24 protein-coding genes and 1 tRNA gene are annotated in these 25352 nt (G+C 59.6%); 10 read left to right on the forward strand and 15 right to left on the reverse strand.

All coding sequences use genetic code 11. From position 1 onward, the window contains the following. Positions 1 to 150 precede the first annotated feature (150 nt). The 3 genes from ACN0SY_RS18895 to ftrA all read right to left on the reverse strand — a co-directional run bounded on the left by ACN0SY_RS18895 (position 151) and on the right by ftrA (position 3475). A complete protein-coding gene (locus tag ACN0SY_RS18895; RefSeq protein ID WP_417689943.1) occupies positions 151 to 1374 on the reverse strand; it encodes a vWA domain-containing protein in 1224 nt (407 codons plus the stop codon). A 46-nt stretch (positions 1375 to 1420) separates the two neighbouring features. Then, positions 1421 to 2365: an AAA family ATPase gene (locus ACN0SY_RS18900; RefSeq protein WP_417689945.1), complete on the reverse strand. Its 945-nt coding sequence runs from the start codon at positions 2363 to 2365 to the stop codon at positions 1421 to 1423. Between the two features lie 126 nt (positions 2366 to 2491). Beyond that, positions 2492 to 3475 carry a transcriptional regulator FtrA gene (ftrA, locus tag ACN0SY_RS18905; RefSeq protein ID WP_417689947.1) on the reverse strand — a complete coding sequence of 328 codons (984 nt, stop codon included), beginning with the start codon at positions 3473 to 3475 and terminating at the stop codon, positions 2492 to 2494. A gap of 93 nt (positions 3476 to 3568) precedes the next feature. Here ftrA and ACN0SY_RS18910 point away from each other — a divergent pair, with 93 nt between their 5' ends. The 3 genes from ACN0SY_RS18910 (at position 3569) to ACN0SY_RS18920 (ending at position 4822) form a co-directional block, all read left to right on the forward strand. Further along, positions 3569 to 3982: a rhodanese-like domain-containing protein gene (locus ACN0SY_RS18910; protein WP_417689949.1), complete on the forward strand. Its 414-nt coding sequence runs from the start codon at positions 3569 to 3571 to the stop codon at positions 3980 to 3982. An 83-nt stretch (positions 3983 to 4065) separates the two neighbouring features. After that, positions 4066 to 4422: a c-type cytochrome gene (locus ACN0SY_RS18915; RefSeq protein ID WP_417689951.1), complete on the forward strand. Its 357-nt coding sequence runs from the start codon at positions 4066 to 4068 to the stop codon at positions 4420 to 4422. A gap of 127 nt (positions 4423 to 4549) precedes the next feature. Then, positions 4550 to 4822: an usg protein gene (locus ACN0SY_RS18920; RefSeq protein WP_417689953.1), complete on the forward strand. Its 273-nt coding sequence runs from the start codon at positions 4550 to 4552 to the stop codon at positions 4820 to 4822. Positions 4823 to 4858: 36 nt separating this feature from the next. Here the strand turns inward: ACN0SY_RS18920 and ACN0SY_RS18925 are convergent, their stop codons facing one another. Beyond that, positions 4859 to 5677: a tRNA1(Val) (adenine(37)-N6)-methyltransferase gene (locus tag ACN0SY_RS18925; RefSeq protein ID WP_417689955.1), complete on the reverse strand. Its 819-nt coding sequence runs from the start codon at positions 5675 to 5677 to the stop codon at positions 4859 to 4861. Continuing rightward, positions 5674 to 5913 carry a DUF2007 domain-containing protein gene (locus ACN0SY_RS18930; RefSeq protein ID WP_417689957.1) on the reverse strand — a complete coding sequence of 80 codons (240 nt, stop codon included), beginning with the start codon at positions 5911 to 5913 and terminating at the stop codon, positions 5674 to 5676. Before ACN0SY_RS18930 ends, ACN0SY_RS18925 begins: the two co-directional genes overlap by 4 nt. Positions 5914 to 6067: 154 nt before the next feature. Between ACN0SY_RS18930 and ACN0SY_RS18935 the strand changes: the two genes are divergently transcribed. Then, positions 6068 to 7084, forward strand: a complete 1017-nt coding sequence (locus tag ACN0SY_RS18935) for a polyprenyl synthetase family protein (protein ID WP_417689959.1) — start codon at positions 6068 to 6070, stop codon at positions 7082 to 7084. 2 nt (positions 7085 to 7086) lie between these two features. On the opposite strand, the gene ACN0SY_RS18940 is transcribed toward ACN0SY_RS18935, so the two are convergent. Beyond that, positions 7087 to 7974: a 4-(cytidine 5'-diphospho)-2-C-methyl-D-erythritol kinase gene (locus tag ACN0SY_RS18940; RefSeq protein ID WP_417689961.1), complete on the reverse strand. Its 888-nt coding sequence runs from the start codon at positions 7972 to 7974 to the stop codon at positions 7087 to 7089. 10 nt (positions 7975 to 7984) lie between these two features. Then, a complete protein-coding gene (locus ACN0SY_RS18945; protein ID WP_417689963.1) occupies positions 7985 to 9781 on the reverse strand; it encodes a tetratricopeptide repeat protein in 1797 nt (598 codons plus the stop codon). Positions 9782 to 10059: 278 nt separating this feature from the next. Here ACN0SY_RS18945 and ppdK point away from each other — a divergent pair, with 278 nt between their 5' ends. Both ppdK and meaB read left to right on the forward strand, forming a co-directional pair. Then, entirely contained in the window at positions 10060 to 12726 is a 2667-nt protein-coding gene (gene ppdK / locus ACN0SY_RS18950) for a pyruvate, phosphate dikinase (protein ID WP_417689965.1), read from the forward strand. A 50-nt stretch (positions 12727 to 12776) separates the two neighbouring features. Beyond that, positions 12777 to 13727: a methylmalonyl Co-A mutase-associated GTPase MeaB gene (meaB, locus tag ACN0SY_RS18955; protein WP_417689967.1), complete on the forward strand. Its 951-nt coding sequence runs from the start codon at positions 12777 to 12779 to the stop codon at positions 13725 to 13727. Between the two features lie 25 nt (positions 13728 to 13752). On the opposite strand, the gene ACN0SY_RS18960 is transcribed toward meaB, so the two are convergent. The 3 genes from ACN0SY_RS18960 to map all read right to left on the reverse strand — a co-directional run bounded on the left by ACN0SY_RS18960 (position 13753) and on the right by map (position 17807). Further along, complete coding sequence (locus ACN0SY_RS18960; protein WP_417689969.1) at positions 13753 to 16047, reverse strand: EAL domain-containing protein; 2295 nt, start codon at positions 16045 to 16047, stop codon at positions 13753 to 13755. A 166-nt stretch (positions 16048 to 16213) separates the two neighbouring features. Next, entirely contained in the window at positions 16214 to 16924 is a 711-nt protein-coding gene (gene radC / locus ACN0SY_RS18965; protein ID WP_417689971.1) for a RadC family protein, read from the reverse strand. 52 nt (positions 16925 to 16976) lie between these two features. Further along, entirely contained in the window at positions 16977 to 17807 is an 831-nt protein-coding gene (map, locus tag ACN0SY_RS18970; protein WP_417689973.1) for a type I methionyl aminopeptidase, read from the reverse strand. Between the two features lie 206 nt (positions 17808 to 18013). On the opposite strand from map, the gene ACN0SY_RS18975 reads away from it, so the two are divergent. From ACN0SY_RS18975 to sfsA, 3 genes are all read left to right on the forward strand, one after another. After that, positions 18014 to 18098, forward strand: a tRNA-Leu gene (locus tag ACN0SY_RS18975). A gap of 226 nt (positions 18099 to 18324) precedes the next feature. After that, positions 18325 to 19809 (forward strand): TrkH family potassium uptake protein, encoded by a 1485-nt coding sequence (locus ACN0SY_RS18980; protein ID WP_417689975.1) that lies wholly within the window; start codon positions 18325 to 18327, stop codon positions 19807 to 19809. A 59-nt stretch (positions 19810 to 19868) separates the two neighbouring features. After that, on the forward strand, positions 19869 to 20573 hold the full coding sequence (sfsA, locus tag ACN0SY_RS18985) for a DNA/RNA nuclease SfsA (protein ID WP_417689977.1): 705 nt from the start codon (positions 19869 to 19871) through the stop codon (positions 20571 to 20573). A 9-nt stretch (positions 20574 to 20582) separates the two neighbouring features. Here the strand turns inward: sfsA and ACN0SY_RS18990 are convergent, their stop codons facing one another. The 5 genes from ACN0SY_RS18990 to ACN0SY_RS19010 form a co-directional block, all read right to left on the reverse strand. Beyond that, complete coding sequence (locus ACN0SY_RS18990; RefSeq protein WP_417689979.1) at positions 20583 to 21248, reverse strand: L,D-transpeptidase family protein; 666 nt, start codon at positions 21246 to 21248, stop codon at positions 20583 to 20585. A gap of 222 nt (positions 21249 to 21470) precedes the next feature. Beyond that, the gene (gene gpt / locus ACN0SY_RS18995; protein ID WP_417689981.1) at positions 21471 to 21980 is read right to left on the reverse strand and encodes a xanthine phosphoribosyltransferase; all 510 of its coding nucleotides are present in this window, start codon (positions 21978 to 21980) and stop codon (positions 21471 to 21473) included. 34 nt (positions 21981 to 22014) lie between these two features. Then, positions 22015 to 22758 carry a competence/damage-inducible protein A gene (locus tag ACN0SY_RS19000; RefSeq protein WP_417689983.1) on the reverse strand — a complete coding sequence of 248 codons (744 nt, stop codon included), beginning with the start codon at positions 22756 to 22758 and terminating at the stop codon, positions 22015 to 22017. A gap of 108 nt (positions 22759 to 22866) precedes the next feature. After that, the gene (locus tag ACN0SY_RS19005; RefSeq protein ID WP_417689985.1) at positions 22867 to 24051 is read right to left on the reverse strand and encodes an FAD-dependent monooxygenase; all 1185 of its coding nucleotides are present in this window, start codon (positions 24049 to 24051) and stop codon (positions 22867 to 22869) included. A 70-nt stretch (positions 24052 to 24121) separates the two neighbouring features. Beyond that, the gene (locus ACN0SY_RS19010) at positions 24122 to 24367 is read right to left on the reverse strand and encodes a zinc-finger domain-containing protein (protein ID WP_417689987.1); all 246 of its coding nucleotides are present in this window, start codon (positions 24365 to 24367) and stop codon (positions 24122 to 24124) included. 225 nt (positions 24368 to 24592) lie between these two features. Here ACN0SY_RS19010 and ACN0SY_RS19015 point away from each other — a divergent pair, with 225 nt between their 5' ends. Further along, entirely contained in the window at positions 24593 to 25348 is a 756-nt protein-coding gene (locus ACN0SY_RS19015) for an alpha/beta fold hydrolase (RefSeq protein ID WP_417689989.1), read from the forward strand. Positions 25349 to 25352: the final 4 nt, after the last annotated feature.

Genomic DNA, 25352 nt, shown 5'->3' on the forward strand with positions numbered 1-25352 from the left:
AGGGTTTCGGACCATTTCTCCGATGATTCAGTCTTCACTTTTACTGTCAATGACAGGATCTGGGCCCGGAAAATCTGTGCAAGCCCCGAAGTTGCAGTGTTCTTGACAGATATGTCGTTTGCGGAAGCTGGTTGCGAAATGAGGCCTTTATCACTTGAGCCACGTCCGGGGAGAAACCGAGCCCGAGCCCATCTCGCGTCCGCCGGTGAGCGCCTTCACCAAATCTTCGACCGCGTTCAGGGAATGCGCGGCGCGGAATTCATCAACGTGGGGCAGCATGGCGCGGATGCCCTTGGCCTTCGCCTGGAAACCGTCGAAGCGCAGTAACGGGTTCAGCCAGATCAGGCGGCGGCACGAACGGTGCAGCCGGTCCATTTCCCGTTCCAGATCTTCGTCCGTATCCCGCTCCAGACCGTCGGTAATAAGGAGCACGGTCGGATTGCCGGAGAGTACCCTGCGCGACCAGACCCGGTTGAAGTCGTGCAGCGCGGTTGCGATGCGCGTGCCACCGGACCAGTCTTCGACCCCGTCGCTGCATGCTTCCAATGCCTCGTCCGGATCCTTCATGCGCAGCTGCCGTGTCACGTTCGTTAGCCGTGTACCGAACAGGAACGTGTGGACGTCCCGGCGTTGCTCGGTCACGCCATGGAGAAAGTGCAGCAGGAGCCGGGTGTACTGGCTCATGGAACCGGAGATATCGCAAAGGGCGATGAGTGGAGGACGCTTTTCCTGATGGCGCCGGAACTTCAGATCGATGATGTCGCCACCGGCCCGCATGGAGGACTTGAGTGTCCGGCGCGGGTCAATGCGGCCACGCGGGGCTGGCGATAGGCGCCGGGTGCGGATCTTGTCCATCGACAGGGACAACGACCTGAGCGCCTGCTTCGCCTGTTCGACTTCCTCGGCCGTCATCTGCGCAAAGTCCTTCGCTTGCAGCAGTTCCTTGCCCGAAACCGTAAACTTGGCATCCACCTCGACTTCCGGCTTCGTCTGTTCGCTCGCGCGCTCCTTGGCGGCCTGAAAGGCTTGCGAGACGCGAGTTTGGCCGGCCTTGGGCTTCTCCGGCTTTCCGCGCGGCGGTGCTACCGGGGAGAGGATTGCGAGCATCTTCTCGATCAGGCCGCGGCTTTGCCAGTAGATCCGGAAGGCTTCGTCGAACAGAACCCTGTGCTCGCGTTTGCGGACAAAGACTGCATGCAACGTCCAATAAAGGTCATCTCGGTTCGAGATCCCGGCGACTTCCACTGCACGGACCGCGTCGACCACAGACGAGGGGCCAGCAGGAAGGCCCGCCTTGCGCAGGGTCCGGGCAAAATGGACGATATTGTCAACGATCTTGCCGTGGGGTGCTTCTGGCTTTGGCACGGTGGTCATCGGTGAGCCCCCTCGCTTCTTGACGGAAGACTGCGCATCGAAGGGTTCAGACGTTCGGCATTGTGGCCGAAGCAGCCAGTGGAGCTTCCTTGCGGATCTCGTCGATCATCTGGCGCACCTTGGAGCCACGAACACGCTCGATGTCGTCCTGGTACTTTAGCAGAACGCCTAGCGTGTCGGACGCCATGTCCGGATCGAGGGCGATCTCGTTGAGCTCGCTGAGCGCCGTCGCCCAGTCGAGCGTCTCGGCGACGCCCGGCTGCTTGAAGAGGTCTTCTTCCGTGCGCAACTTCTGGACGAAGGCAACGATCTCGGCGGCGAGACGCTCCGCCGCGCCTGGAACCTTGGTGCGCACGATCTCCAGTTCCCGCTCGGCGTCCGGGTAATCGACCCAGTGATAGAGACAGCGCCGCTTGAGGGCGTCGTGGATCTCCCGCGTCCGGTTGGTGGTAATGATCACAATGGGAGGTTCGGCTGCCTTGACGGTCCCAAGTTCGGGGATCGTGACCTGACTGTCGGAAAGAACCTCAAGTAGAAACGCCTCAAAGGCCTCGTCTGCCCGGTCAAGCTCGTCGATGAGGAAAACCGGCGCGCCGGCGAGCGAGGGTTCGAGCGCTTGAAGAACAGGGCGCTTGATCAGGAAACGCTCGTCAAAAATCGACTTGGAGAGTTCTGAATGCTCAAGGTCGCCAGAGGCCTCGGCGACCCGGATCTCCACCATCTGCGCGGGGTAGTTCCACTCGTAGACGGCAGAGGCAATATCCAGGCCTTCGTAACACTGAAGACGGATCAGATCGCGGCCCAGCGTCGTTGAAAGCACCTTGGCAATCTCGGTCTTGCCGACGCCAGCTTCACCCTCAAGGAAAAGCGGTCGCTTCATCCTGAGCGCGAGGTGGAGCACTGTCGCCAATGACCGGTCGGCCACGTAGCCGGCGCCTTCCAGAAGTTCGAGCGTTTCATCGATAGAGGCGGGCAGGGCAGTCTGGGTCATGTCGCGTGGCTCGGTCTGGCTGTCTGTCGCTTCTGAAGCGGATGGCTTCCGGTCAGCATATAGGGACTCTGGCTGTTTCTACATGGTTGAAACGGCCGTGAATGGAATTCAATGGCTGAAACTGTCTCAAGGATGGTTCACACGCGTGAATCCGGCGCGATAGGCAGTCGGTGTGACGCCCAACGCCTTGCGGAAATGATGGCGCAGGTTGGTTGCCGTTCCGAAGCCGCAAGTCTCAGCGATCTGTTCCATATTGGCAGATCCTTCTTCAAGCAGTCGCCGCGCCTTGCGCAGGCGCTCGCCGAGCATCCACTTTGCCGGGGTCATGCCGGTCGCAGCTTCAAAGCGACGCAGAAGCGTCCGCTCACTCATGCCTGCAAGCCTCGCCAGTTCGGGAAGGGTGACCTGCCGGGAAAGAGACAGTCGCATGTGATCAAATAGGCGGCCGAGGCGCGCACCCTCATGGGCCTGCGGAACCGAGGTCTCGATGAATTGCGCCTGACCGCCGTCGCGGTGTGCGGGCACGACCAGCCGTCGGGCGACCGAGTTCGCCGCCTCCGGTCCCTTGTCGCGGCGCACGAGATGAAGGCAGAGATCGATCCCGGCGGCGCTGCCGGCCGATGTCAGAATCTGCCCCTCGTCAACATAAAGGACGCCTGGGACGATGGTGAGTTCGGGGTGGCGATCGGCAAGTTTATCGGTATAGCGCCAGTGGGTTGTTACCTTCCGGCCATGCAAAAGTCCCGTCGCAGCCAATACGAAAACGCCTGAGCAAATGGACAGCAGCCTCGCGCCACGGTCATGGGCACGCCTCAAGGCTTCGGTGAGCGCCTTCGGTACAGGCGCGTCGGCTCCCCGCCAACCGGGCACGATGATCGTGCCCGCCTCCTCGAGGATCTCAAGACCGCCATCGACGGAGAGGCGCAAACCGGCGGTCGAGCGGATCTCGTCGTCACCTGCTGAAGCAATGGCGAAGCGATACCAGTCGTCTCCCATTTCCGGCCGCGCCAGACCAAAAACCTCTACCGCGACACCAAACTCGAACATGCAAAGGCCGTCATAGGCGAGGGCAACAACAAGGGGTGAGGGCGGTGCGGGAACGTTTGGCATGATTCTTACGATAGATGGCAATTCTGCCAGAGGTCAATGGATTCTGTCGGAGCTAATGCTAAGTCACGAAACGCAAAGACACAGGGAAATATCATGAGTGTTGTCAGCCAGTACGCTACCGCCTCGGCAGAGGACGCAGCAGCCCATTTCGGTGCAAAACTCGGATTTGAAACCGACTGCGACGACGTGGCGAGTGTCCTGAAAACGGGCGATCCGGATTTTGTCCTTCTACATGTTGTCGGAACGCCCGATGCCTACGCAAGGCGTCATGTTCCCGGTGCTATCCACCTTCCTCATCGGGAGATTTCTGCTGAGCGCATGTCGGAATGGCCTGAGGGAACCCTATTCGTGGTCTATTGCGCTGGCCCGCACTGCAACGGTGCGGACAAGGCAGCCTACAAGCTCGCGCTACTCGGTCGTCCGGTCAAGCTGATGATTGGCGGGATCACGGGATGGGCAGATGAAGGTCTCCCATTCGCCACGGGCTCTGAACCGGGGCATCTCTAGACCCTTCGGAAGGTCGTAGTCCCTCGTATGGTTGCGCCGCCTGCGGTCCTGTAAAAGAGACGGTCAGATGCAGGAGGGGAATCATGAGATTATTTTTGAAGCTGCAGGCCAGTGCGCTGTTTGCACTGGCCACAGCGTCCGTCGAAGGGGTTGCCCTGGCTGCTGCTGAGTATCCGACCGACGCGGCCAGCATTGCCACCGGACGGGAGCTTGCCGAAATTCATTGCGCCGCCTGTCACGGTGTTGGGGAAAGTGATGCCAGCGCCCAGCCGCTCGCTCCCGCCTTCCGTTATCTTGGTCGCCGCTACCCGATCTCGGCACTTGAGGAGAGCCTCGCAGAGGGCATCGTCACCGGTCATGAGGGCATGCCGGAGTTCGCCTTTGAACCCGAGGACATCGATGCTTTCCTTGGATACCTGACGGCAATCCAACAGGACTAATCTGGCAGCACTCATGTGTTTGTGCTGCCAAGTTATTGAAATTTATGTGAAAATATGAAAATTCAGATTCCGTTAGGTCCCTCGGCGTGATCCTCTTTGAGTAGCTTGAAGCGAAAGCGAGGCGATCATGACGGTTGGTTCTGATTTTCAAAAGCGCATCCTCGGTTACGGACTCCTGACGGCCGAGATTCTTTACCGGATGCCCGAGCATCCGACCTTCCTGCAAAGCTTCCTGTGGCAGACGGAGGACATGGCTCCCGAATTTCCCGAACTCAAAAAATTCCTGGACTTCTGGGACAAGGAAATCGAGGCAAAGATTCATTCGGTGCGGGTGGCCCATCAGGACCTGTTGAAGCCGGTGGACTATCGTTATGCGGCCGGAGAGATCCTGGTCCACTAGGATCGAGGCGGTAGGGAACCACCATGTTCCCGCATTCTAGCGGCGGCCCGGCAGCCCCAGCCCCTTGCCATCGCGCATTACCCCGCGTGACTGGGCGGTGAAATCCGAGCCGTCGCCCTCATGGAGAACGAAGCCGGGCAAAAGCTGCAATGGTGCCTTGCTGGCACGGACGGCCCGCAACACGATACGGGTTGCCGGTGCGTCCGGGCGAGGGCGCAAGGGAATGACGTCAATGGCACCGAACCTGCCCTGAAGCACATCCAGAACTTCCCGCAGGCCATCGGCACGAAAAATCACCGTCAGGGTTCCGCCTTCGCGGACAATGTCGGTCGCGGTACGGGCCCATGGCTCCAGACCCCGGTCGTCCAGCATGTGGGCACCGGCACGAGCTTCGGCCGGCGAGGCGCGGAAGCGGTCGGATTCGTAATAAGGCGGGTTCATGATGGCGTGGTCCGCCATGCCGGGCTGCAAGCCCGCAGCGTGGCGGAGCGATCCCTTTGCGGTGATGTCGGCTTCCATAACCGAGACCCGATCCGAGAATGCCGCATTCGCGTGATCGGTCAGGTTGTGACGAGCGAGCGCCAGGACGATCGGATCGACGTCGACGAGAGTGACATTGATGCTCGGAAGTCTCGCCGCCGCGCAAAGTCCCGCGGTGCCAACGCCAGATCCGAGGTCAACCACGTGCCCTCTGGTGTCGTCCGGCAGGGCCGCAGCCAGATAGACCGCGTCAAGGCCTGCCCTGTGCCGTCCCTTCTTCGGTTGCCGGACATAGACCTGCCCGCCAAGAAAGGCGTCATGCGTAGTGGCGCCGGGATCCAGAGCTACGCCGTCGCCTGCTGGATTGTCGTTCATGGGGTCCGCCCTGTATCCAGACGCAGTTCGTGGGCAAGGCCAGCGTCTGAAATCAGGCGGCGCGCCATTTGGGCCTTCTCGCTATCCACCAGAATTCTGCGGGGCAGCATGCCTAGCGAACCTTCCAGAATGCTCATGTTGCCATCTGCGACGAAATGAGCAATGCCGGCCTCATCCAGAAGAGATTCCAGCAAGGAAATCAGTACAGGGTCATTGGTTCTGACGAGTTCTTCCATGAATGCTCGCATCGCGCTGGTCAGGGTATAGGGTCGGGCGACCCAATAAATCGTGCTGGTGAAAGCATTTCAACGGTTTGTCAACTCAAGAGCGACTTGCCGTATCAGCCCTCGCGCCATATTGTCCGCTCAATTCAATATAGGAGTTCCTTAGGTGGGCGTGGTCGCAACCCAATCCGATAGCAAGAAGTCCCAGCCTTCGATCCAGCCGCTTGTCAATCTGGTCACGGGTGGAATGGAACAGGTCAACCAGATCATTCTTTCCAAGGCGGGATCGAATGTCGAGCTGATCCCGGAAATTGCAAAGCACCTGATCTCATCTGGTGGCAAACGCCTGCGGCCGATGCTGACACTCGCCTGTGCCGACATGTTCGGCTATCAGGGCGATGGACATGTTACGCTTGCTGCCAGTGTGGAGTTCATGCACACGGCGACCCTGCTTCATGACGACGTCGTAGACGAAAGCGACATGCGCCGCGGCAAGCTCGCCGCGCGCAAGCTCTGGGGCAATCAGGCGAGCGTTCTGGTTGGCGACTACCTGCTTGGCCAGGCCTTCAAGATGATGGTCGACGTCGGCTCTCTGGAAGCACTTCGCATTCTCGCCGAAGCTTCCGCCGTTATTGCCGAAGGCGAGGTGCTTCAGCTTGGCGCAGCCAAGAACATCGCTACGTCTGAAGCCGAATATCTCCGTGTCATCGAGGCGAAGACCGCAGCGCTCTTTGCAGCAGCAGCCGAAGTCGGTCCCGTCATCGCCGGAGAAAGCGACGCGATGAAAAAGGCGGCCCGTGCCTATGGCATGGAACTGGGCCTCGCCTTCCAGCTCGTCGACGATGCGCTTGATTATGGTGGATCGAGTGCTGATCTCGGCAAGCAGGTCGGCGACGATTTCCGTGAAGGCAAGATCACGCTGCCGGTCGTTTTTGCTGTCGCCCGCGGCACAGATGAAGACCGGACGTTCTGGAAGCGTTGTCTTGAGACGGATGGCATCCAGGATGGCGATCTGGAACATGCCATTGAGCTGCTTGGCAAGTACGACGCGATTTCTGACACGGTCCAGCGCGCACGCGACTACGGAAGCGGTGCGTTGAAGGCACTTGAAAAGCTTCCGCAAGGCGCTCACACGGACGCACTTGCCGACGCCGTCGCCTTCTGTATCTCACGCGTCAGCTGATCTCAGGAACCGACATCATTTGAAGAGGCCACCCACCATTCCGGGTGGCCTTTTTGTATCCTGGCAGCCAGATCGTTTTCCTGACCACTGGCGCACAGAGCAAAGCAGGTGGCGCCGGAACCCGACATGCGCGCCAGCCTGGTCTCAGGTGCCGATGACATCGTTTCAATGACGGTCGAGATGTTCGGGCATAGCTGTTCGGCTGTCAGCTGCATGTCGTTTCGCGTGGCCTTGAGATAGGAAATCAGATCATCCAGGTCGGCAAAGCGATCAGGCAACTGCGGCAACGGCGGATTGTCCCGGCGCGTCAGGCCTTTGAAGATCGCCGGAGTGGAGACGGCCTTTCCCGGGTTGACCAGCACGATGCCAAGTTGCGGCATCTTTGGCGCTGGGCTCAGAATTTCGCCGATTCCCTGCATGCGGACAGGCTCTTGTAACAAGCAGACCGGAACATCTGCGCCGAGACCGAGGGCGACATTTGCCAGTGCCTCAGGCGTCAACGGACGCTCGCTGACCCGCTGCATGATACGCAGGGCGGCGGCAGCGTCCGCAGACCCTCCGCCAATTCCGGAGGCGACGGGAAGGTTCTTGGTCAGGTGAAACTTCAGCGCTGGCGGGGAGGCTCCGGTCGCGGCGGCAAATGCCTCGATTGCGCGAATGATCAGGTTGTTGCTGCTGTCTGACTGAAGGCCTTGAGAGAACGCTCCGTCGATCTTGAGTGACAGGCGCTCTGCCGGATCCGCGCCCAGCACGTCGCCGATGCGCGGAAAGATCACAAGTGAATCGAGCAGATGATAGCCATCGTCCCGCCGCCCCGTGATGTGCAGCGCCAGGTTCACCTTGGCGCGCGCAAACTCCGTCGCCGTGAAGTCCGTCGATCCGGCAGTCATCGTCGAAAGATCAGCCGCCGTTCTTCTTGTCGTCGGCCTTGACCTCTTCGGTCACATCTTCTTTCAGGCCGTTGGCGATCTTGTCGAGGATCTTGGGAAGCTCCTCGTCTTCCGGCTCCAGATCACGGGCATGGTTCCACTGGAACCGCGCCTCGTTGCGCCTTCCGACCTTCCAGTAGGCATCTCCAAGGTGGTCGTTGATCACCGGATCAGAGGGGCGGAGTTCGATGGCTCTTTCGAGCTGGGTAACGGCTTCTTCATAGCGACCGAGGCGATAGAAGACCCAGCCGAGGCTGTCGACGATGTATCCGTCTGTCGGACGCAGTTCGACCGCCTTCTTGATCATGCCGAGGGCTTCATCGAGCTTGAGACCCTGATCAACAAGCGAATAGCCGAGATAGTTCAGCACCAGAGGCTGGTCGGGGAACAGTTCAAGTGCCTTGCGGAAGTCCGCCTCGGCGCTGTCCCATTTCTTTAGCCGCTCACGGCAGATGCCACGAAAATAAAATAGGAGCCAATGCTCCTGGCTCACTTCGCTGACGGTATCCAGCCCCTTGGTGTATGTGGCTTCCGCCTCATCGAAGATCTTGTGTGTCCGCAGCACATTGCCAAGCGAAATGATGGCCTCGAGTTCGGACGGGTCTTCTTCGATCAATGCCTCGAGATGGGCGCGTGCTTCATCGACCTGATCGAGAGAGTTGTAGTTGAGCCCGATCTGGATTTCGGCGTCGCGCTTCAGGGCAGAGCCGTCCGGCACCATCATCAGCGCCTCGATTGCACGGCTCGGCTGCCCCATCCGCTCGAACATGCCTCCAAGGGCAACGGCAGCAAATTCGGCAGTCGGATCGAGATAGAGGGCAAGTTGCAGATAGGATGCGGAGAGTTCTTCAGCGCCATCACGTCCGATAGCTGCGCCCAATCCGTAAAGCAGTTCGGAAATACCGGCCGCTGGCGTGGAGACGAGCGCGAAATCGCTCTTTCCGGACGCGATCTCCTCGCGTGCACTATCAAGGAGCGGATGACCGCGCAGTAACCTGCTATATTCGTCGAGAACCTTCAGTGCTTCGCTGCCGCGGCCGTTTGCGGCCAGGATACGTGCGTAGCTGTCGATTACACGGACGGCCCCACGATCTTCCTTGTAGGCATCCTCGATTTGCGACAGGGCATCCTGCTTGCGCCCGGCCGCGAAGGAAATCAGGGCCTGATGGGTGGACTTGAAGACGTCGAACCACTCGGGTCCCTTGAGTTGATCGATGGTGTTCAGTGCGTCATCGGTTTTGCCTTGTCCCTGAAGCGCCCAGGCGCGGGCAATGCCGAGTGAAAGGTCAGCCAGGGGACCAGCAGCAGACAAGGCGAAAAGATCTGCCGCCTTGGCGTGGTCGCCCATCTTGAGTGCATCCGCGCCCCGTGTGAGCTGGGCCAGGAAATTGTCGACCCCAACCCTGTCGAGCTCACGTGCGTAATTCACCGCCTCGACGATATCGCCGTTTGCGAGCTTCAGCATGAAGGTCCGCTCGATCAGCATCGGATTGTCCGGGTCCGAGACGAGCGTCTCCTGGAAAAATGCAGCCGCGTAGGAAAAATCATTCTCCAGACCTGCAAGTCGCGCGGCAAGATAGCTTCCCGTCAGCGTGATCGGCAGGTCGAGGGGGGTGCCGAAATGCGGCGCATCGTCGCTTTTGGTATCGGCCATGACGGCCTGCGGCGCCCAAGCCAGAGATGCGGCCAGAGCCGTCGATACAGCCAGACGCTTCAGCGACGGCCGGGCCGACAACTTGTTTGCGATAACACGCGGCAAAATGGACATGGAACCTCGCATCCGTCCGCCGCATTGGTGCAGCGTCGATAGAATCCTCGCTTGTGACAATGGCGTCTTTAAGGCCGGGCGACAAGGGAAGGGGGACGAAAGTTTGTTGGCTTCTTTAAATCCATTGAAGCGACGTGTGGCCTGCAAACCATAGGTTTTCCCACGTAGTACGTCGAAAAAATAACTTGTTTCCCCGGGCGGCCCATTGCAGGAATGTGCGGTGCAAAACGCCAGGTGCAGCGGCGTGCGCAGGAATATGATCTTAACGGAGACGATCAATGACCAAGTGGGTCTACAATTTCGGCAATGGCAGCGCAGACGGCGCGGCGGATATGAAAAATCTGCTCGGCGGCAAAGGCGCAAACCTTGCGGAAATGAGCAACCTCGGCCTTCCTGTTCCTCCCGGTTTCACGATCACTACCGAAGTCTGCACCTGGTATTATGATCACGAAAATTCCTATCCGGATGATCTGGCCACTCAGGTAGAGGCCGCACTTGCCCAAGTGGGTACGGCAACCGGACGTAAGTTCGGCGACGAAGCCATGCCGCTTCTCTTGTCTGTACGTTCGGGGGCACGCGTGTCGATGCCCGGCATGATGGACACGGTCCTGAACCTTGGCCTCAATGACAAGACGGTCAAGGCAATCGGCGAAGACGCGGGCGACATGCGCTTTGCCTATGACAGCTACCGCCGTTTCATTCAGATGTACTCGGACGTCGTTCTTGGCGTAGATCACCACGAGTTCGAGGAAATCCTCGAGGACCACAAGGCCGAGAACGACCTGTCGCTCGATACGGAAATCACCGCCGAAGATTGGGTCGGCATCATCGAGAAGTTCAAGGCTCTCGTTGAACGCGATCTCGGCAAGCCTTTCCCGCAGGATCCGCAGGAGCAGCTCTGGGGAGCGATCGGGGCGGTTTTTGGTTCCTGGATGGTACCGCGCGCACGCACGTATCGCCGCCTCCACGACATTCCCGCCGACTGGGGTACTGCGGTGAACGTCCAGGCGATGGTGTTCGGCAACATGGGCGATACATCCGCAACCGGCGTTGCCTTCACCCGCAACCCGTCCACGGGTGAAAAGACGCTTTATGGCGAATTCCTCGTGAACGCGCAGGGTGAAGACGTTGTGGCCGGCATTCGCACGCCCCAGGACATCACTGAAAAGGCACGCAAGGAAGCGGGATCCGACAAGCCGTCGCTTGAAAACCTGATGCCTGAGTGTTTCGCCGAATTTCAGGCGATCTGCGACAAGCTTGAAGCCCACTACCGCGACATGCAGGATCTCGAATTCACCATCGAGAAGGGTAAGCTTTGGATGCTGCAGACCCGCGCCGGCAAGCGCACGGCCAAGGCTGCGCTCAAGATCGCTGTCGACATGGCAGCCGAGGGCCTGCTCACCCAGGAAGAAGCGGTCATGCGCGTCGAACCGGCCGCACTCGACCAGCTGCTTCATCCGACAATCGATCCCAAGGCAGAGCGAGACATCATCGCGACCGGGCTTCCGGCTTCTCCCGGAGCTGCATGCGGTGAAATCGTCTTCAATTCCGACGAGGCCGAACAGGCCAAGGCCGCCGGCAAGAAGGTCATCCTGGTTCGTGTTGAAACGAGCCCGGAAGACATTCACGGCATGCATGCGGCCGAGGGCATCCTGACCAGCCGCGGCGGCATGACTTCTCACGCAGCCGTCGTGGCGCGCGGCATGGGCAAACCCTGTGTCTCCGGCGCGGGAATGGTCCGCATCGACTACCGCAAGCAGACGCTGATGGCTGGTGGCCGTGTCCTGAACAAGGGCGACATCATCACCATCGACGGGGCAACCGGTCAGGTTCTGGCCGGTGAAGTCAACATGCTGCAGCCTGCCCTTTCCGGTGATTTCGGCACGCTCATGGGCTGGGCGGACGGCGTACGCCGGATGAAGGTTCGTACCAACGCGGAAACTCCGGCGGATGCCAAGGTCGCGCGCGAGTTCGGCGCCGAAGGCATCGGCCTTTGCCGTACCGAGCACATGTTCTTCGAGGGCGAGCGGATCGTTGCAGTGCGCGAGATGATCCTGGCCGAGACCGAGGAAGGCCGACGCGCCGCTCTGGCGAAGCTTCTGCCGATGCAGCGCAAGGACTTCACCGATCTTTTCGAGATCATGAAGGGGCTGCCGGTCACCATTCGACTTCTCGATCCTCCGCTGCATGAGTTTCTGCCGCATAGCGACGAGGAACTTGCCGAAGTTGCGAAAGCGATGAACGTTTCCGCTGACAAGCTGCGGGACCGCGCTCTTTCGCTGAATGAGTTCAACCCGATGCTGGGGCATCGTGGCTGCCGCCTCCTAGTCTCCTATCCGGAAATCGCGGAAATGCAGGCGCGAGCCATTTTCGAGGCTGCTGTTGAGGCTGGCAAGGCTTCGGGAGACCACGTGGTTCCGGAGATCATGGTGCCGCTGGTCGGTCTGAAGGGCGAACTGGATCTCGTACGCGCAAGCATCGAGAAGGCAGCGGAAGCTGTGGAAGCCGAGACCGGGGTAAAGCTGGAGTTCCAGATCGGCACCATGGTCGAGTTGCCGCGAGCAGCGCTGCAGGCAGCCGAGATCGCGAAGTCCGCGGAGTTCTTCTCCTTCGGGACCAACGACCTGACGCAGACGACCTTCGGTATCTCGCGTGACGACGCCGCCTCGTTCCTTGGTACATACCAGGCCAAGGGACTGATCGAGCAGGACCCGTTTGTCTCTCTCGACCAGGATGGCGTCGGCGAATTGGTGAAGATCGGCGCCGAGCGGGGACGCTCGACACGTCCAGAAATCAAGCTGGGCATCTGCGGTGAGCATGGCGGCGATCCGGCATCGATCCGCTTCTGCGAAAGCGTCGGGCTGGACTACGTGTCCTGTTCGCCGTTCCGCGTTCCGATCGCCCGCCTTGCCGCTGCCCAGTCGGCTCTCAAGGCGAAGGGCTGATCCCCGGTGGGGGGACATAGGCATACAGGTAGTTCTGCGGGAGGGGAGTAATGCGGCCTCTCCCCAGTCTTGATGACATTCGGAAAGGCGGAAAACTCGCCTTGTCCCGCATGCTCACACGGCTCGAAACCGAGGCGGAGACTGCGGAGGTGGCTGGGTTTCTTGATGAAGCCTGCACGAATGGAGCAGGGCTTGTCCTCGGACTGACTGGTCCTCCTGGAGTTGGCAAGTCCACGCTGACTGATGCCCTGATCCGGAACTACCGGTCGTCCGGACTGTCGGTTGCAGTGCTGGCAATCGATCCCTCCTCACAGTTTACCGGCGGTGCGCTCTTGGGGGACCGGACACGGCTGCAGACCGATCCCGACGATGCCGCCGTTTTCGTACGCTCCATGGCGGCGCGTGACCGGCTGGGCGGGCTTTCCGACCATGCCATTGCGGCAATTGCGATGCTGAGAGCGGTGGTTGACCGGGTCATCGTTGAATCGGTCGGCATCGGGCAGTCGGAGGGCGACCTCGTGCAGGCCTGCGACACCCTGCTGCTTTGTATCCAGCCTGGTTCTGGCGACAGCCTTCAGTTCATGAAAGCAGGTATCATGGAACTGCCGGACGTCGTTGCGGTCACCAAGGCCGATATGGGAGCTTCTGCACGCAGGGCAGCGTCGGATGTTGCCGGAGCCCTGTCACTTTCACGCCAGATGCAGACGGGCTGGAGAGTGCCTGTGTGTGAGGTGTCTGCTCGTACGGGGCAGGGGCTGGACGATCTTGTTGCCGCCGTGTCGGATCATGGCGAGTTCATGGATCGAACCGGAGCGCTTGTCCCGAAAAGGCTTAGGCAACAGGGGCACTGGTTACGGGACATGGTGCGCACCCGTTTTGGTACGGCCGGTCTGGAAACTGTCGTGAAGCAGCTGTCCGAGACGTCAGTGCAGCCGTTTGGTACCTATCGCCGGATCGCGCTGGAGCTGTCGGCGCGGCTGGAGCGACCGGCTGCGGATTGAGCCCTGAATTGCCGCAGTTTGCGTATCACGCCTCGGCCGCACGCAACGGCGCACGATGCCGTTGCCCTTCAGCAGCGGACTCTGCCTCCATCGCGCGCCTGATGGCCCAGTCTTCCAGGTAGTCTTCGAGTCCCGAGCCGGTCAGCGGGCGCGAGATGAAATATCCCTGCATCCGGTGACATCCGTTCTTCGTCAGGAAAATGACCTGATCCGACGTCTCGATTCCTTCCGCGACAGTGGCCATGCCCAGAGCTCTGCCCAGGCTTATGATTGTCGTGAGGATCGCCAGAGCCTCGGCGCTTTGATCCATGTTGGAGATAAAATCACGGTCGATCTTGAGCGTATCGAACGGGAAGCGACGCAGATAGCTAAGGCTCGAATATCCTGATCCGAAGTCGTCAAGCGCGATCTTGACGCCGAGGTCCTTGAGCCGCTTCATCGAGGTCAGGATCGTCTTGTGCTGACTTGCGAAAACGCTCTCCGTAACCTCGATCTCCAGACGGCCGGGGGCAACGTGCGAGTCCTCAAGAATCTCCAGCACCTTCTCGACGAAACGGGGGTGCTTGAACTGGGTCGGCGACACGTTCACGGAGACGACGAGATCTGGCCAACGATGTGCGTCCCTGCAGGCGCGCCTCAGAACCCAGATGCCGAGGTCGTTGATCAGGCCGGTATCTTCCGCCAGAGGAATGAAGCTTGCCGGAGAGATCGGGCCGAGGTCCGGATGGGTCCATCGCGCGAGCGCCTCGATTGCGACTATGCGGTTGGCGTTTGCGTCGTACTGGGGCTGATAGGCAACGTCGAGGGCGTCCTCGTCGATCGCCTTGCGAAGTTCGCGGGACATTTTGTCCTGTGCCAGCACGTGTTCCTGCATCGACGGGTCGAAGAATGACCAGCGTCCACGGCCGTTGCCCTTCGCATCGTAAAGCGCGATGTCCGCCTTGCGCAAAAGTTCGCCGGGATCCGTCCCGTCACGCGGGGACATTGCTGCTCCCATCGACAGGCTTACATGCAGCTCGTTGTTTTCTATCCGGATTGGACGAACCAGCTGGTCCTGCACGCGGGTGAGAATATGCTCGATCCATTCCTGACTGTCGCAGTTGGTCAGCAACATGGCGAATTCGTCACCGCTGATGCGGGCAATGACACCAGTTTCCGGAACGACAGCCTGAAGACGGGCAGCGACGGCCCGGATGACTTCGTCGCCGGCCGCATGACCGAGAGTGTCGTTGATGTCCTTGAAGCGATCCAAATCGATATAGACCACGGCGCTGCCGTCAGTTTCCGTCTGACTTTTGGTCAGCGCCGTTTCAAGAAGCTGCGCGAACTGCGATCGGTTGGGAAGGCCGGAGAGCGCATCATGCTGGGCTGTATGCACTGCTTTGGCCTGACTGCTGGCCAGTTTCTTGGTTGTCTGGCGAATGAAGTCCATGACGCCGATCGTCAGGCCGATAATCGCAAGGGCCAGGATGAGCAGGACGGGTGTGACCTGGGACAGCATCTCCGTTCCGGGCCGGTTGGCCTGCCATTGGAGATAGCCGATGTTCTGGCGCTTCACCGAACGCAGTTCGGCTGTCGCCAGAGAGGCGACCGGGCTCGGCCGAGTGACCATATGCAGGTTGTTTAGACCCGAGATGGTAGCGATCTTCGATAGCGCTGCCTGGTTCATCTTCTCGAAGCTTACGAGGACAGCAGGCGGTCGCCTGATCGCCGAGATCGTGTGGGCTTCCTGGGTGATGGCCGAAGCGGCATAGAAATAGATTTCGTTGCCCATCGACACCAGTCCTGTGTCGGCAAGGCGATTGCCGTCGGACTGCTGGTGTCCGAGAAAACGGTAGAGACCTGATGGGGTCCGCTTGAAAGAGGTGATGTACTTGGCCCGAACGCGGCTGACCACCGTGTTGAGTTCATTCAGCAGGCTATCGTCGACCCAGGTGCGGGAAAGTTCCCGGTCGTAGCTGAAAGTCACCTTGCCGTTCCTGCCGATCAGGAGCGCACGGGAAAACCCATAGGTCTCGTCCAGCCATAATCCGACATTGTTGTAGAGCCAGGAATGATCCGGGATATCACTTGCCGATTTGAAATAGGCCTGATCCCAGACCACCGTACCGGTCTGCTGGCGGATGATCTGGTCAAGCTTCAGCTTGACCGCGCCTTCAAGTAACTTGCGCTGGCTCGATACGGCGCTCTCGTCAGAGGTTTGAGACGACCATATCATAAGACCGAAGACGCATGCGACGGCTAACACGACGACGGCGATCATCGGGATGATGATCGCATTCGCTATCCGCCCACCTGAACCTTCCGTGACAGCTTTCATTCCCAGCTCCAGCAAAACCGGGGTGAGTATTGCCCCAGAGCTGTTAATGAACGACGGAGATTTCTGGTTAACAGAAACTGATGATGAAAAATTCTGATGGATTGGGCAGCGCTTGAAGGGTTAACAGAAGTAATTACTTCAAAACCTTGTGAATTCGACGCTCCTCTCAGAGCAGCTGTAGTCCCTTGAAACTGACATGTCCCTCACGGCCGACCACGATATGATCGTGGACCTCGACCCCAAGTGGCTTGGCGATGTCGATGATCTGGCGCGTCATCTGAATGTCCGCACGAGACGGGGTCGGATCCCCGGAGGGATGGTTGTGAACCAGGATGATTGCGGTCGCGGACAGCTCGAGAGCCCGGCGTATGACTTCGCGCGGATAGACCGGCGTGTGGTCTACGGTTCCCTTCTGCTGAACTTCGTCGGCAATCAAGCCGTTTCGCTTGTCGAGGAACAGAATACGGAATTCCTCCACATCCGCGAATGCCATCGCGGTCCGGATGTAGTCGATGACCTTGGACCAGGACGAAAGAGGGCGGCGCTCGTCCACTTCGCCGCGAGCAAAACGCAGGGCAGCTGCCTGCGAGATCTTGAGTATGTCGGTGATGGCCTCTCCAACGCCGGGGACTTCCTTGAGACGGGCCGGTGATGCCGCAAGGACACCAGAGAACGAGCCAAAATGACCGATCAGGGCTTTTGCGATCGGCTTTGTGTCGCGGCGTGGGACGGCTGAAAACAACAGAAGCTCGAGTAATTCATAATCGGCAAAACCATTCGGACCATGATCGCGGAAGCGTTGGCGTAATCTTTTCCGGTGGCCGTCCTTGTCGGACTTTATCTGCCTTTCTTCAAACCCTCGGCTGCTTTCTGTCATTCACCTCCGTCCCTGATATTTCCCGCTGTCGCAAAATCCGATGGCGGGCCGCCTATTCGAGGGTAAGACCCGGTGTGTGAAGGCCCCCGGGGGAGAGCGTGAAGATCTCGCACCCGTCCGGCGTGATGCCGATGGAATGTTCGTATTGCGCAGACAGGGAGCGGTCGCGTGTGACAGCCGTCCAGCCGTCGCTGAGCACCTTCACCTGAGGCCGTCCGGTGTTGACCATCGGTTCGATGGTGAAAATCATGCCAGGCTTGAGCTCGACACCTTCACCCGGACGTCCGTAATGGAGAATGTTCGGGGTATCGTGGAAGAGGCGGCCGACACCATGACCGCAGAAGTCACGGACTACCGAATAGCGATGGCCTTCCACGAAGGTCTGAATGGCGGCGCCGATGTCCCCAGTGGTGTTGCCTGGCTTTGCGGCCTCGATCCCGAGCATCAGGGATTCATACGTGACCTGCATCAGGCGCTCTGCCTTCCTGTTGATCTGGCCAACAGGATACATGCGGCTGGAATCACCATGCCAGCCGTCGAGAATGTAGGTAACGTCGATGTTGACGATGTCACCGTCGCGCAAGGGCTTCGTGTTCGGAATGCCGTGACAAACGACATGGTTGATCGAGGTGCAGCTCGATTTGGTGTAGCCGCGATAGTTCAGCGTCGCCGGCAAAGCACCGTGATCGAGGCCAAACTTGTAGACGAAGTCGTCGATTTCCTGGGTCGTTACGCCCGGTTGGACAATGTCGGCGAGTGCATCGAGGCATCGGGCCGTCAGCTGGCCGGCCTTCTTCATTCCGGCAAAGTCTTCCGGACCGTAAAGGCGGATCTGGCCAGTGTTCTTCAGCGGGGCTTCGGCGGCGTCGACGTAAGTGACCATCTATGCTTTTAGCTCTTGTTTTTCGGCGTCCGAATTTGCGCGGGTAAAACGGATCCTGCGCAGTTCTGGGCTGCCATCTATAAAACCATTACCCGATCAAATATCGTTTTGCTGCGCCGATTTCTAGGGGCGTGAGGAAACCCCTGCAAAAACATGCTGTCGTGCCTTGCGGTTTTCCGGGCTGGCGGTTACCCAATTGGGGCGTCGCGGGCATGGCGAAATTGGTAGACGCAAGGGACTTAAAATCCCTCGACTTAGGTCGTGCCGGTTCGAGCCCGGCTGCCCGCACCACTTCTTCCCTTGTCGGCACCGTTGACCAGCCTATCGGGCCGGTTCCTTGATGGGTTGAGGGTGCAGCGGCCTGAAATGTTGAATTCCCGCGGAAAGTGGTAGCGGCTACCGCGTCGTGATCGCAGGAGAGATTGGCAAAATCCTCGCTTCAGTGTAGGGAAAGAGCCTAAGACGCACTGCGAAATTCGCGCAAGGCGAAACGACAACGCATGAAATGCGCGGGGCCATGGCTCCGCCGGAACCGCCGAGCGACCCGAGAACCCCATTGATTGCACTTCGTCCAGTCCTCAACGTCCTGGGATTTCTTTACGTCGGCCTGGCAACAGCGATGCTGATTCCGGCGATCGTGGACGTCGTGGCGAAGAATGCCGACTGGCAGGCTTTCGTTTTTTCCGCGCTGCTTACCGGCCTGATCGGAATGCTGCTCTCGATCGCGGTTGGCGGATCGTTGTCCAAGGGGCTTGATACCCGTCAGACCTTCATTTTGACGACCCTCGCATGGGCGACGTTGCCTGCCTTCGGTGCGCTACCCTTTCTCTGGCTCGGGATCGGCTATGCGGATGCGGTCTTCGAGGCTGTGTCCGGCTTCACGACGACCGGTTCAACTGTGTTGTCCGGCCTCGACAGTCTGCCGCCGGGTCTTCTCGTCTGGCGCTCGATCATGCAATGGATGGGCGGCGTCGGCATCATCGTCATGGCCATCGTGCTCCTGCCGTTCCTGAGGATCGGCGGAATGCAGCTTTTCCAGAGCGAAAGTTCCGACCGGTCGGAGAAGATCGTCAGCCGATCAGTCGAGCTGATTCGTCTGCTTGGCCTTGCCTACCTTTTCCTGACTGTACTCTGCATTGTCGCCTATCTGGCCACCGGCCTTGACCTGTTCGACGCCTTCAATCATGCGCTGACAACCATCGCGACGGGTGGCTATTCCACGCACGACCAGTCCTTCGGCTATTTCACCAATCCTGCCTCGGGCTGGGTCGCAGTGGTGTTCATGATCATTGGTTCGCTGCCGTTCGTCCTGATCATCCAGGCCTTGCGCGGGCAGCCGATGCTGCTTTGGCGTGATCCGCAGGTGCGCTCTCTGGTGGGCTTTCTGGCAATCGTCTCGCTTGCCCTGACGATCTATCTCGGCATCGAGATGCGGTTTCCGTTCGATGAAGCGCTGCTCAAGGCAACTTTCAACGTAATCTCGGTCGTTACCGGCACAGGCTATGCGCTGGGCGATTACACCCAGTGGGGGCCCCCTGTGGTCGGCCTGGCGCTTCTGCTGAAGTTTGTTGGCGGCTGTACGGGCTCGACGACAGGTGGCATCAAGATCTTCCGTTTCCTGGTCTTCTTCGGCACCGTTCGCGCGCACTTGCGCCGTATGGTCCGGCCTCACCGGATCATGTCGGAAGAATATGGCGGAACGCGCCTGACGCCTGAACTGTCCTTCTCGGTCCTTGCCTTCCTCGTCGTCTACCTCGGTTCGGTCGGCGTGATCACGCTTGCCCTTTCGCTTTTCGATCTGGACCTGGTGACGGCCGTTTCCGCCGCGGCGACGTCGGTGGGTAACGTCGGGCCAGGGCTCGGGCCTATCATCGGTCCGGCGGGGAATTTTGCTCCGCTTCCCGACGGTGCCAAATGGCTGCTGTCCTTTGCCATGCTCCTGGGCCGGTTGGAGCTTTTCACCGTTCTGGTGCTGCTGGATCCGGACTTCTGGTCCCGTTGATCCGAAATCAGTTCGAGGATAATCTTGTTTCCTGTTTGTTCTCACGGTAAACAGGTTTCATGAAATTCCAAGCTCCCCTTGTCAGCGGCCGCCTCGTCAAGAGGTACAAGCGCTTTCTCGCCGACGTCATTCTCGATGAGGATGGTTCTGAAATCACGGCTCATTGCGCCAATCCGGGCTCTATGCTCGGCTTGAAGGAACCGGGTTCGCGCGTCTGGCTTTCGCGCTCCGACAACCCGACGCGCAAGCTCAAGTTCTCCTGGGAAATCATGGAGGCCGATGGTGCGCTCGTCGGTATCAACACGGCTCATCCGAACGGCCTCGTGGAGGAAGCGTTGACAGCCGGGGTCATTCCGGAGCTGAGCGGGTTTTCTTCCCTGCGCCGCGAAGTCAAATACGGCAAGAATTCGCGCATCGATATTCTGCTGGAGCACGAGAGCGGAAAGAATGTCTATGTCGAGGTCAAGAACGTGCACCTCATGCGCGAGGCAGGCCTTGCTGAGTTTCCCGATTCCGTGACAGCCCGTGGTGCCAAGCATCTTGCCGAAATGGCCGACATGGTCGGACAGGGTCATCGGGCTGCGATGGTTTTCCTGGTTCAGCGTCCTGATTGCGCGCGCATGTCCCTGGCTGCAGACATAGACCCCAACTATGCCAAGGCTTACGAAATTGCCCGCAAGGCCGGGGTCGAGGCCTATGCCATCGGTTGCGCCGTCACGACCGATGGCATTGAAGTCGACAAATTGGTTGAACTTGCCGTTTGACGCTTAGGCTCAGGCCTGTTGAACGACAATCCGTGTGCCATTGGGAACGCGGTTGTAGAGATCGATGACGTCCTGGTGCAAAAGACGTACGCACCCTGATGACACAGCCTTGCCGATGGACCAGTCCTCACTGGTGCCGTGAATGCGGTACAGCGTGTCGCGGTTGCCCTCAAAAATATACAGCGCTCTGGCACCCAGCGGGTTGTCGAGTGCAGGGGGCATGCCGTTTCGGTATTCCTCAAGCTCGGGCTGGCGGTCGATCATTTCCGCCGGCGGTGTCCAGGTCGGCCATTCCCGCTTGTAGGCGATCCGGGCTGTGCCGCCCCATTCAAAGCCGGCGCGGCCTATGCCAACACCGTAGCGCATCGCCTTTCCGCCTTCCATCGTCAGGTAGAGAAAGCGGTTTGGCGTATCGACGATGATCGTACCGGCAGGTTCGGGGGAATAATAGTCCACGTACTGGCGGTAATACGTCGGGTGGATCTTTCGCAGGTTTACCGCCGGAATCGGAAACCGCTCCTCGGGCATTGCCCTGTACATCTGTAGATATTCTGCCGGTATCTGAGGTTCGCCGGGTATGGTTGCCTGGTTCAGCGGAGGAGTGCGTGTGTAGCTTGCGCATCCGGCAAGAGCGGCGGTTGCACTCAGGCAAAAGGTTCTACGGGTCAGGGACATTCGGCAGCCTTGGTGATCGTGTCTTTTCTGTCGGGGCAGGAATACTGTCGAGGCCGGGCAGGAGCCTCCTTAGTTTCATACGCACAAGGGGCGAAGTGGTTCCCATTGCTTGGGAAGCCATTGCCGGGTAATTGGGCCGACAAAGTGGCAAGGGCACCAATCCCGCGTTTGATCACGAAGGATTGAAGCCCTTGAAAAAAGACAGTTTTCGATTCGGCGAGATCAGCCGGCGGTTTCGCGGGACAGCGGCGGCTGGAACTGCCATCCCATGTCCCACGGGAAATAGATCCAGGTGTCCTGAGAGACTTCCGTCACGAAGGTGTCGACCATCGGACAGCCAACCGGCTTGGCATAGACAGTGGCGAAATGGGCCTTGGGCAGCATTTCCCGGACAACCTTAGCGGTCTTGCCGGTGTCGACGAGATCATCGATGACAAGAACGCCCGAACCCTGGCCTTCTTCCAGGTCGATCACCTTGGGATCGACCGGCTTGATGACTTCAAGCTTACCCTGGTTGTCATAGTCGTGATACGAGGCAATGCAGACCGTTTCGATGGTCCGAATGCCAAGCTCACGGGCGACGATAGCGGCAGGTACGAGGCCGCCACGGGTGATGCAGACGATGGCCTTCCAGTCGCCTTGGCCTGACAGGCGCCAGGCCAGCGCGCGGGCATCGCGGTGGAACATGTCCCAGGAGACCGGGAAGGCTTTGTCTTGTGCGGGATTTTCCATGAGTGTTTCCTTTGAATCGTTTTCCGTGCGGAATTTAAGCGGTGGCCTGCGCGACGGCTTCGCCAACGGCCTTGGCGGCCTTGGCGAGTTCGGCCTCATCGCGTGAGCGAACGACAATCTGGGTTGTGAAGCGGCCATCATTGGTGCGCGGATAGGAACCGATCAGCGTCGCCGGGAACTCCTTCTGGATTTCGCCGATCCGTTCTGCGAGCCGGCTTTCGGGCACATCTGCATCGATATGCGTTGAAAGCATCTTGCGGCCGGTCTTCAGTGTCGGGACGACGGCATCGACCATCGCCTGCATGATCGAAGGCACACCGGCCATTACGTGGACATTGCCGATGGTGAAACCCGGAGCCTTGGACACCGGGTTTTCGATGAGTTCTGCTCCGGCCGGAATGCGGGCCATGCGCAGGCGGGCGGGTGTCAGTTGTCCGGGAGGATAATGGGCTTCGAGGATTGCCTTGGCCCGCGGGTCTACATCGACTGAGACGCCAAATGCGGCCGCAATGCTGTCGGCGGTGATATCGTCATGCGTCGGCCCGATGCCGCCGGACGTGAAGACATATGTGTAGCGCGCGCGCAGCTCGTTGACGGCCTCCACAATCCTCTCGGTGATGTCCGGAACAACGCGCACCTCGCGCAGATCGATGCCAACCGCCGTAAGATACTCGGCCAGAAAGCCGATGTTCTTGTCTTTGGTCCGGCCCGACAGGATTTCATCGCCGATCACGAGGAAACCGGCGGTTACCTCGATCTCTGCCTTTCCGTCCGACATGGCACGTCTCCCAGGAATTCGAATGGACGATGCCTTTAGCCCAAGCCGGGCTGCCACTCAAGGTTTTGCGGTATTTTTCGCCGATTTGCCGGGCGCAAACGAGGATCGTCAGCGTGGCGGGCGCCAGCCATAGATCCAGTTCATCCGGGCACCGAGGCTCTGCCGGGACGACATGCGCAGAACCGTGTCGCGGGCGAAGGCCATCGGTCCGCTCATATGATAGATGCGGCCGTTCTTCGCCGCGGTCGCCTGAACCTTTGCAACCCGTGCCTGGCGCTGGGACTGGTAGTGCCGTAGGGCTGCGGGTACATCGAGGGGCGCCGGGTCCAGAACACTGCCAAGAACAAGTGCATCCTCGATCGCCATTGCGGCGCCCTGGGCGGCGAAGGGAAGCATGGCATGGGCCGCGTCGCCGAGCAGGGCGATGCGTCCCGAAATCCATGGCGCATTCGCAGGAACACCGCACAGGGCCCATTTCAGCCACCTGTCAGGCTTGGCCATAAGGTCACGTGCAGGCTTCGCCCAGTTCGAAAAACGGGCTAGCAGCGCGTTCCTGTCCGCAGGGGCCGACCATGTTTCTTCGTGCCAGTCTTCGGCGACAAGCGCGACGATGTTGAATTCCGTTCCTGAACGGATCGGGTAGTGCACGAGGTGTGCATTGCTTCCAAGCCATAGCCCCGTGTCTCGCAACAGTTCAGCGTCGACGTCGGAGGCCGGAATGGTCGCGCGATACGCCGTCCGGCCAGTGAATGCGGCCTCCGAATGTCCAGCAACGCATGTGCGTACCTTCGACCAGACACCATCGGCGCCGATCAGAGCACATGCATCGATTGAGACCTGACCGTTGTCATCGTTCTTGAAACTTGCGCTCAGGCCGTTTTTCGACGCCGAGACGTCCTCGAAGTCATGCCTAAAGCGAACGTCGATGGCGCCAGTTGCCAGGGCAGCTTCGAAAAGCGCGCGCTGCAGGTCGGCGCGATGTACGACGAGATAGGGGGTGCCGTAACGGGACGCGAGTTCAGATCCAAGCGGGACCTGGGCCAGGTTCTGGCCGCTCGAGCCAGAACGAATACACACGTCCGCCGGTTCGAATGCGCGTGCACGTATCGGTGCAAGGACGCCCAGCTCGTTAAGACAACGGGTCGCGTTAGGAGAGAGCTGCAGTCCCGCTCCGACTTCTTTAAGGCTCTTGGCGTGCTCGCAGACGATGATCTGATGTCCCTTGCGCGCAAGAGCAAGGGCTGCGGAAAGCCCGCCAATGCCTGCGCCTGCAATAAGGACCGGATCGGTCATGGCTCTTGTTCAGTCACCAGGTGTCTTGTCGCCAAGAGGCCGGGCGTGGCCCGGCGCGCCCGCCATGGGGTCAGGCCGCAGCTGGTGCCCAGGTGCAATCGGCCGGAGAGGATTCCGCGGCCTTCAGGGTCGGGTCGAACTTGTAGAGCGTCGAGCAGTAGGGGCATACGATCTCGCTCTCGTTTCCGAGATCGAGAAAGACGTGGGGATGATCGAACGGAGGATTCGCGCCGATGCACATGAATTCACGGGCGCCGATCGCGACGGAATCATGGCCGCTCGAGTTCTGGAAATGCGGGACGATTTGATCCGCCATGGGTCAATCCATTCCATCTTGGTTCGTATTGCGGCGGACCATACTCAACTGACGCGCGCTTGAATAGGGGAAAGAGCCTCAGATCCCCGGCAGGTTTGCACTGAAAGGGGAAAAACTTTGGCGACTTGGGACCGTATCGCCCTCGATCGATCTTTCCCAGTCCGGACATTCGACATAAGCTAGCGCCTAGACAGATTACCCTTTACGTAAAAGTAAGGTTCAAGAATGCCCAAGTTCGAAAAAGACGGAATTGAAATATCATACCTGGATGAGGGAGAGGGGGAGCCGATCCTTCTGATCCATGGCTTCGCTTCCAACAAGTCGATCAACTGGGTAAATCCGGGCTGGGTCGATCTGCTTGTCAAGGATGGACGACGTGTCATCGCGCTGGACAACCGGGGCCATGGCGAGAGCTCCAAGTTCTATGACCCGGACGCCTATGGTGCGCCGGTCATGGCTGAAGATGCGCGCCGGCTCCTCGATCACCTTGGGCTGGATGAAGTCGACGTCATGGGCTATTCCATGGGCGCGCGTATCTCGGCGTTCCTGGCCCTCAATCATCCGCAAAGGGTGAGGCGGGTCATCTTTGGCGGCCTTGGCTACGGCATGGTGAGCGGTGTCGGCGATCCGGAGCCGATCGCGTCTGCCTTGGAGGCCGAGCGCCTGCAGGACGTTTCCGACCGCACCGGGCGTGCCTTTCGTGCGTTTGCCGAGCAGACCAAGTCCGACAGGCTTGCGCTTGCGGCCTGCATGCGCTCGTCGCGCCAGAAAATTTCCGAGGAAGATGTCTCTCGGATTGAAGTTCCGGCGTTGGTTGCAGTCGGAACGAAGGACGATATCGCAGGCTCGCCGCAGAAACTTGCCGGACTGATGGAAGATGCACGGGTGCTTGAGATTCCCGGCCGCGATCACATGGTCGCCGTCGGTGACAAGGTCTACAAGCAGGGCGTTCTGGACTTCCTGAACGGCTACATGGGGTGAGGCC

It is taken from the genome of Roseibium sp., from assembly GCF_048261595.1.
Lineage (GTDB): Bacteria > Pseudomonadota > Alphaproteobacteria > Rhizobiales > Stappiaceae > Roseibium.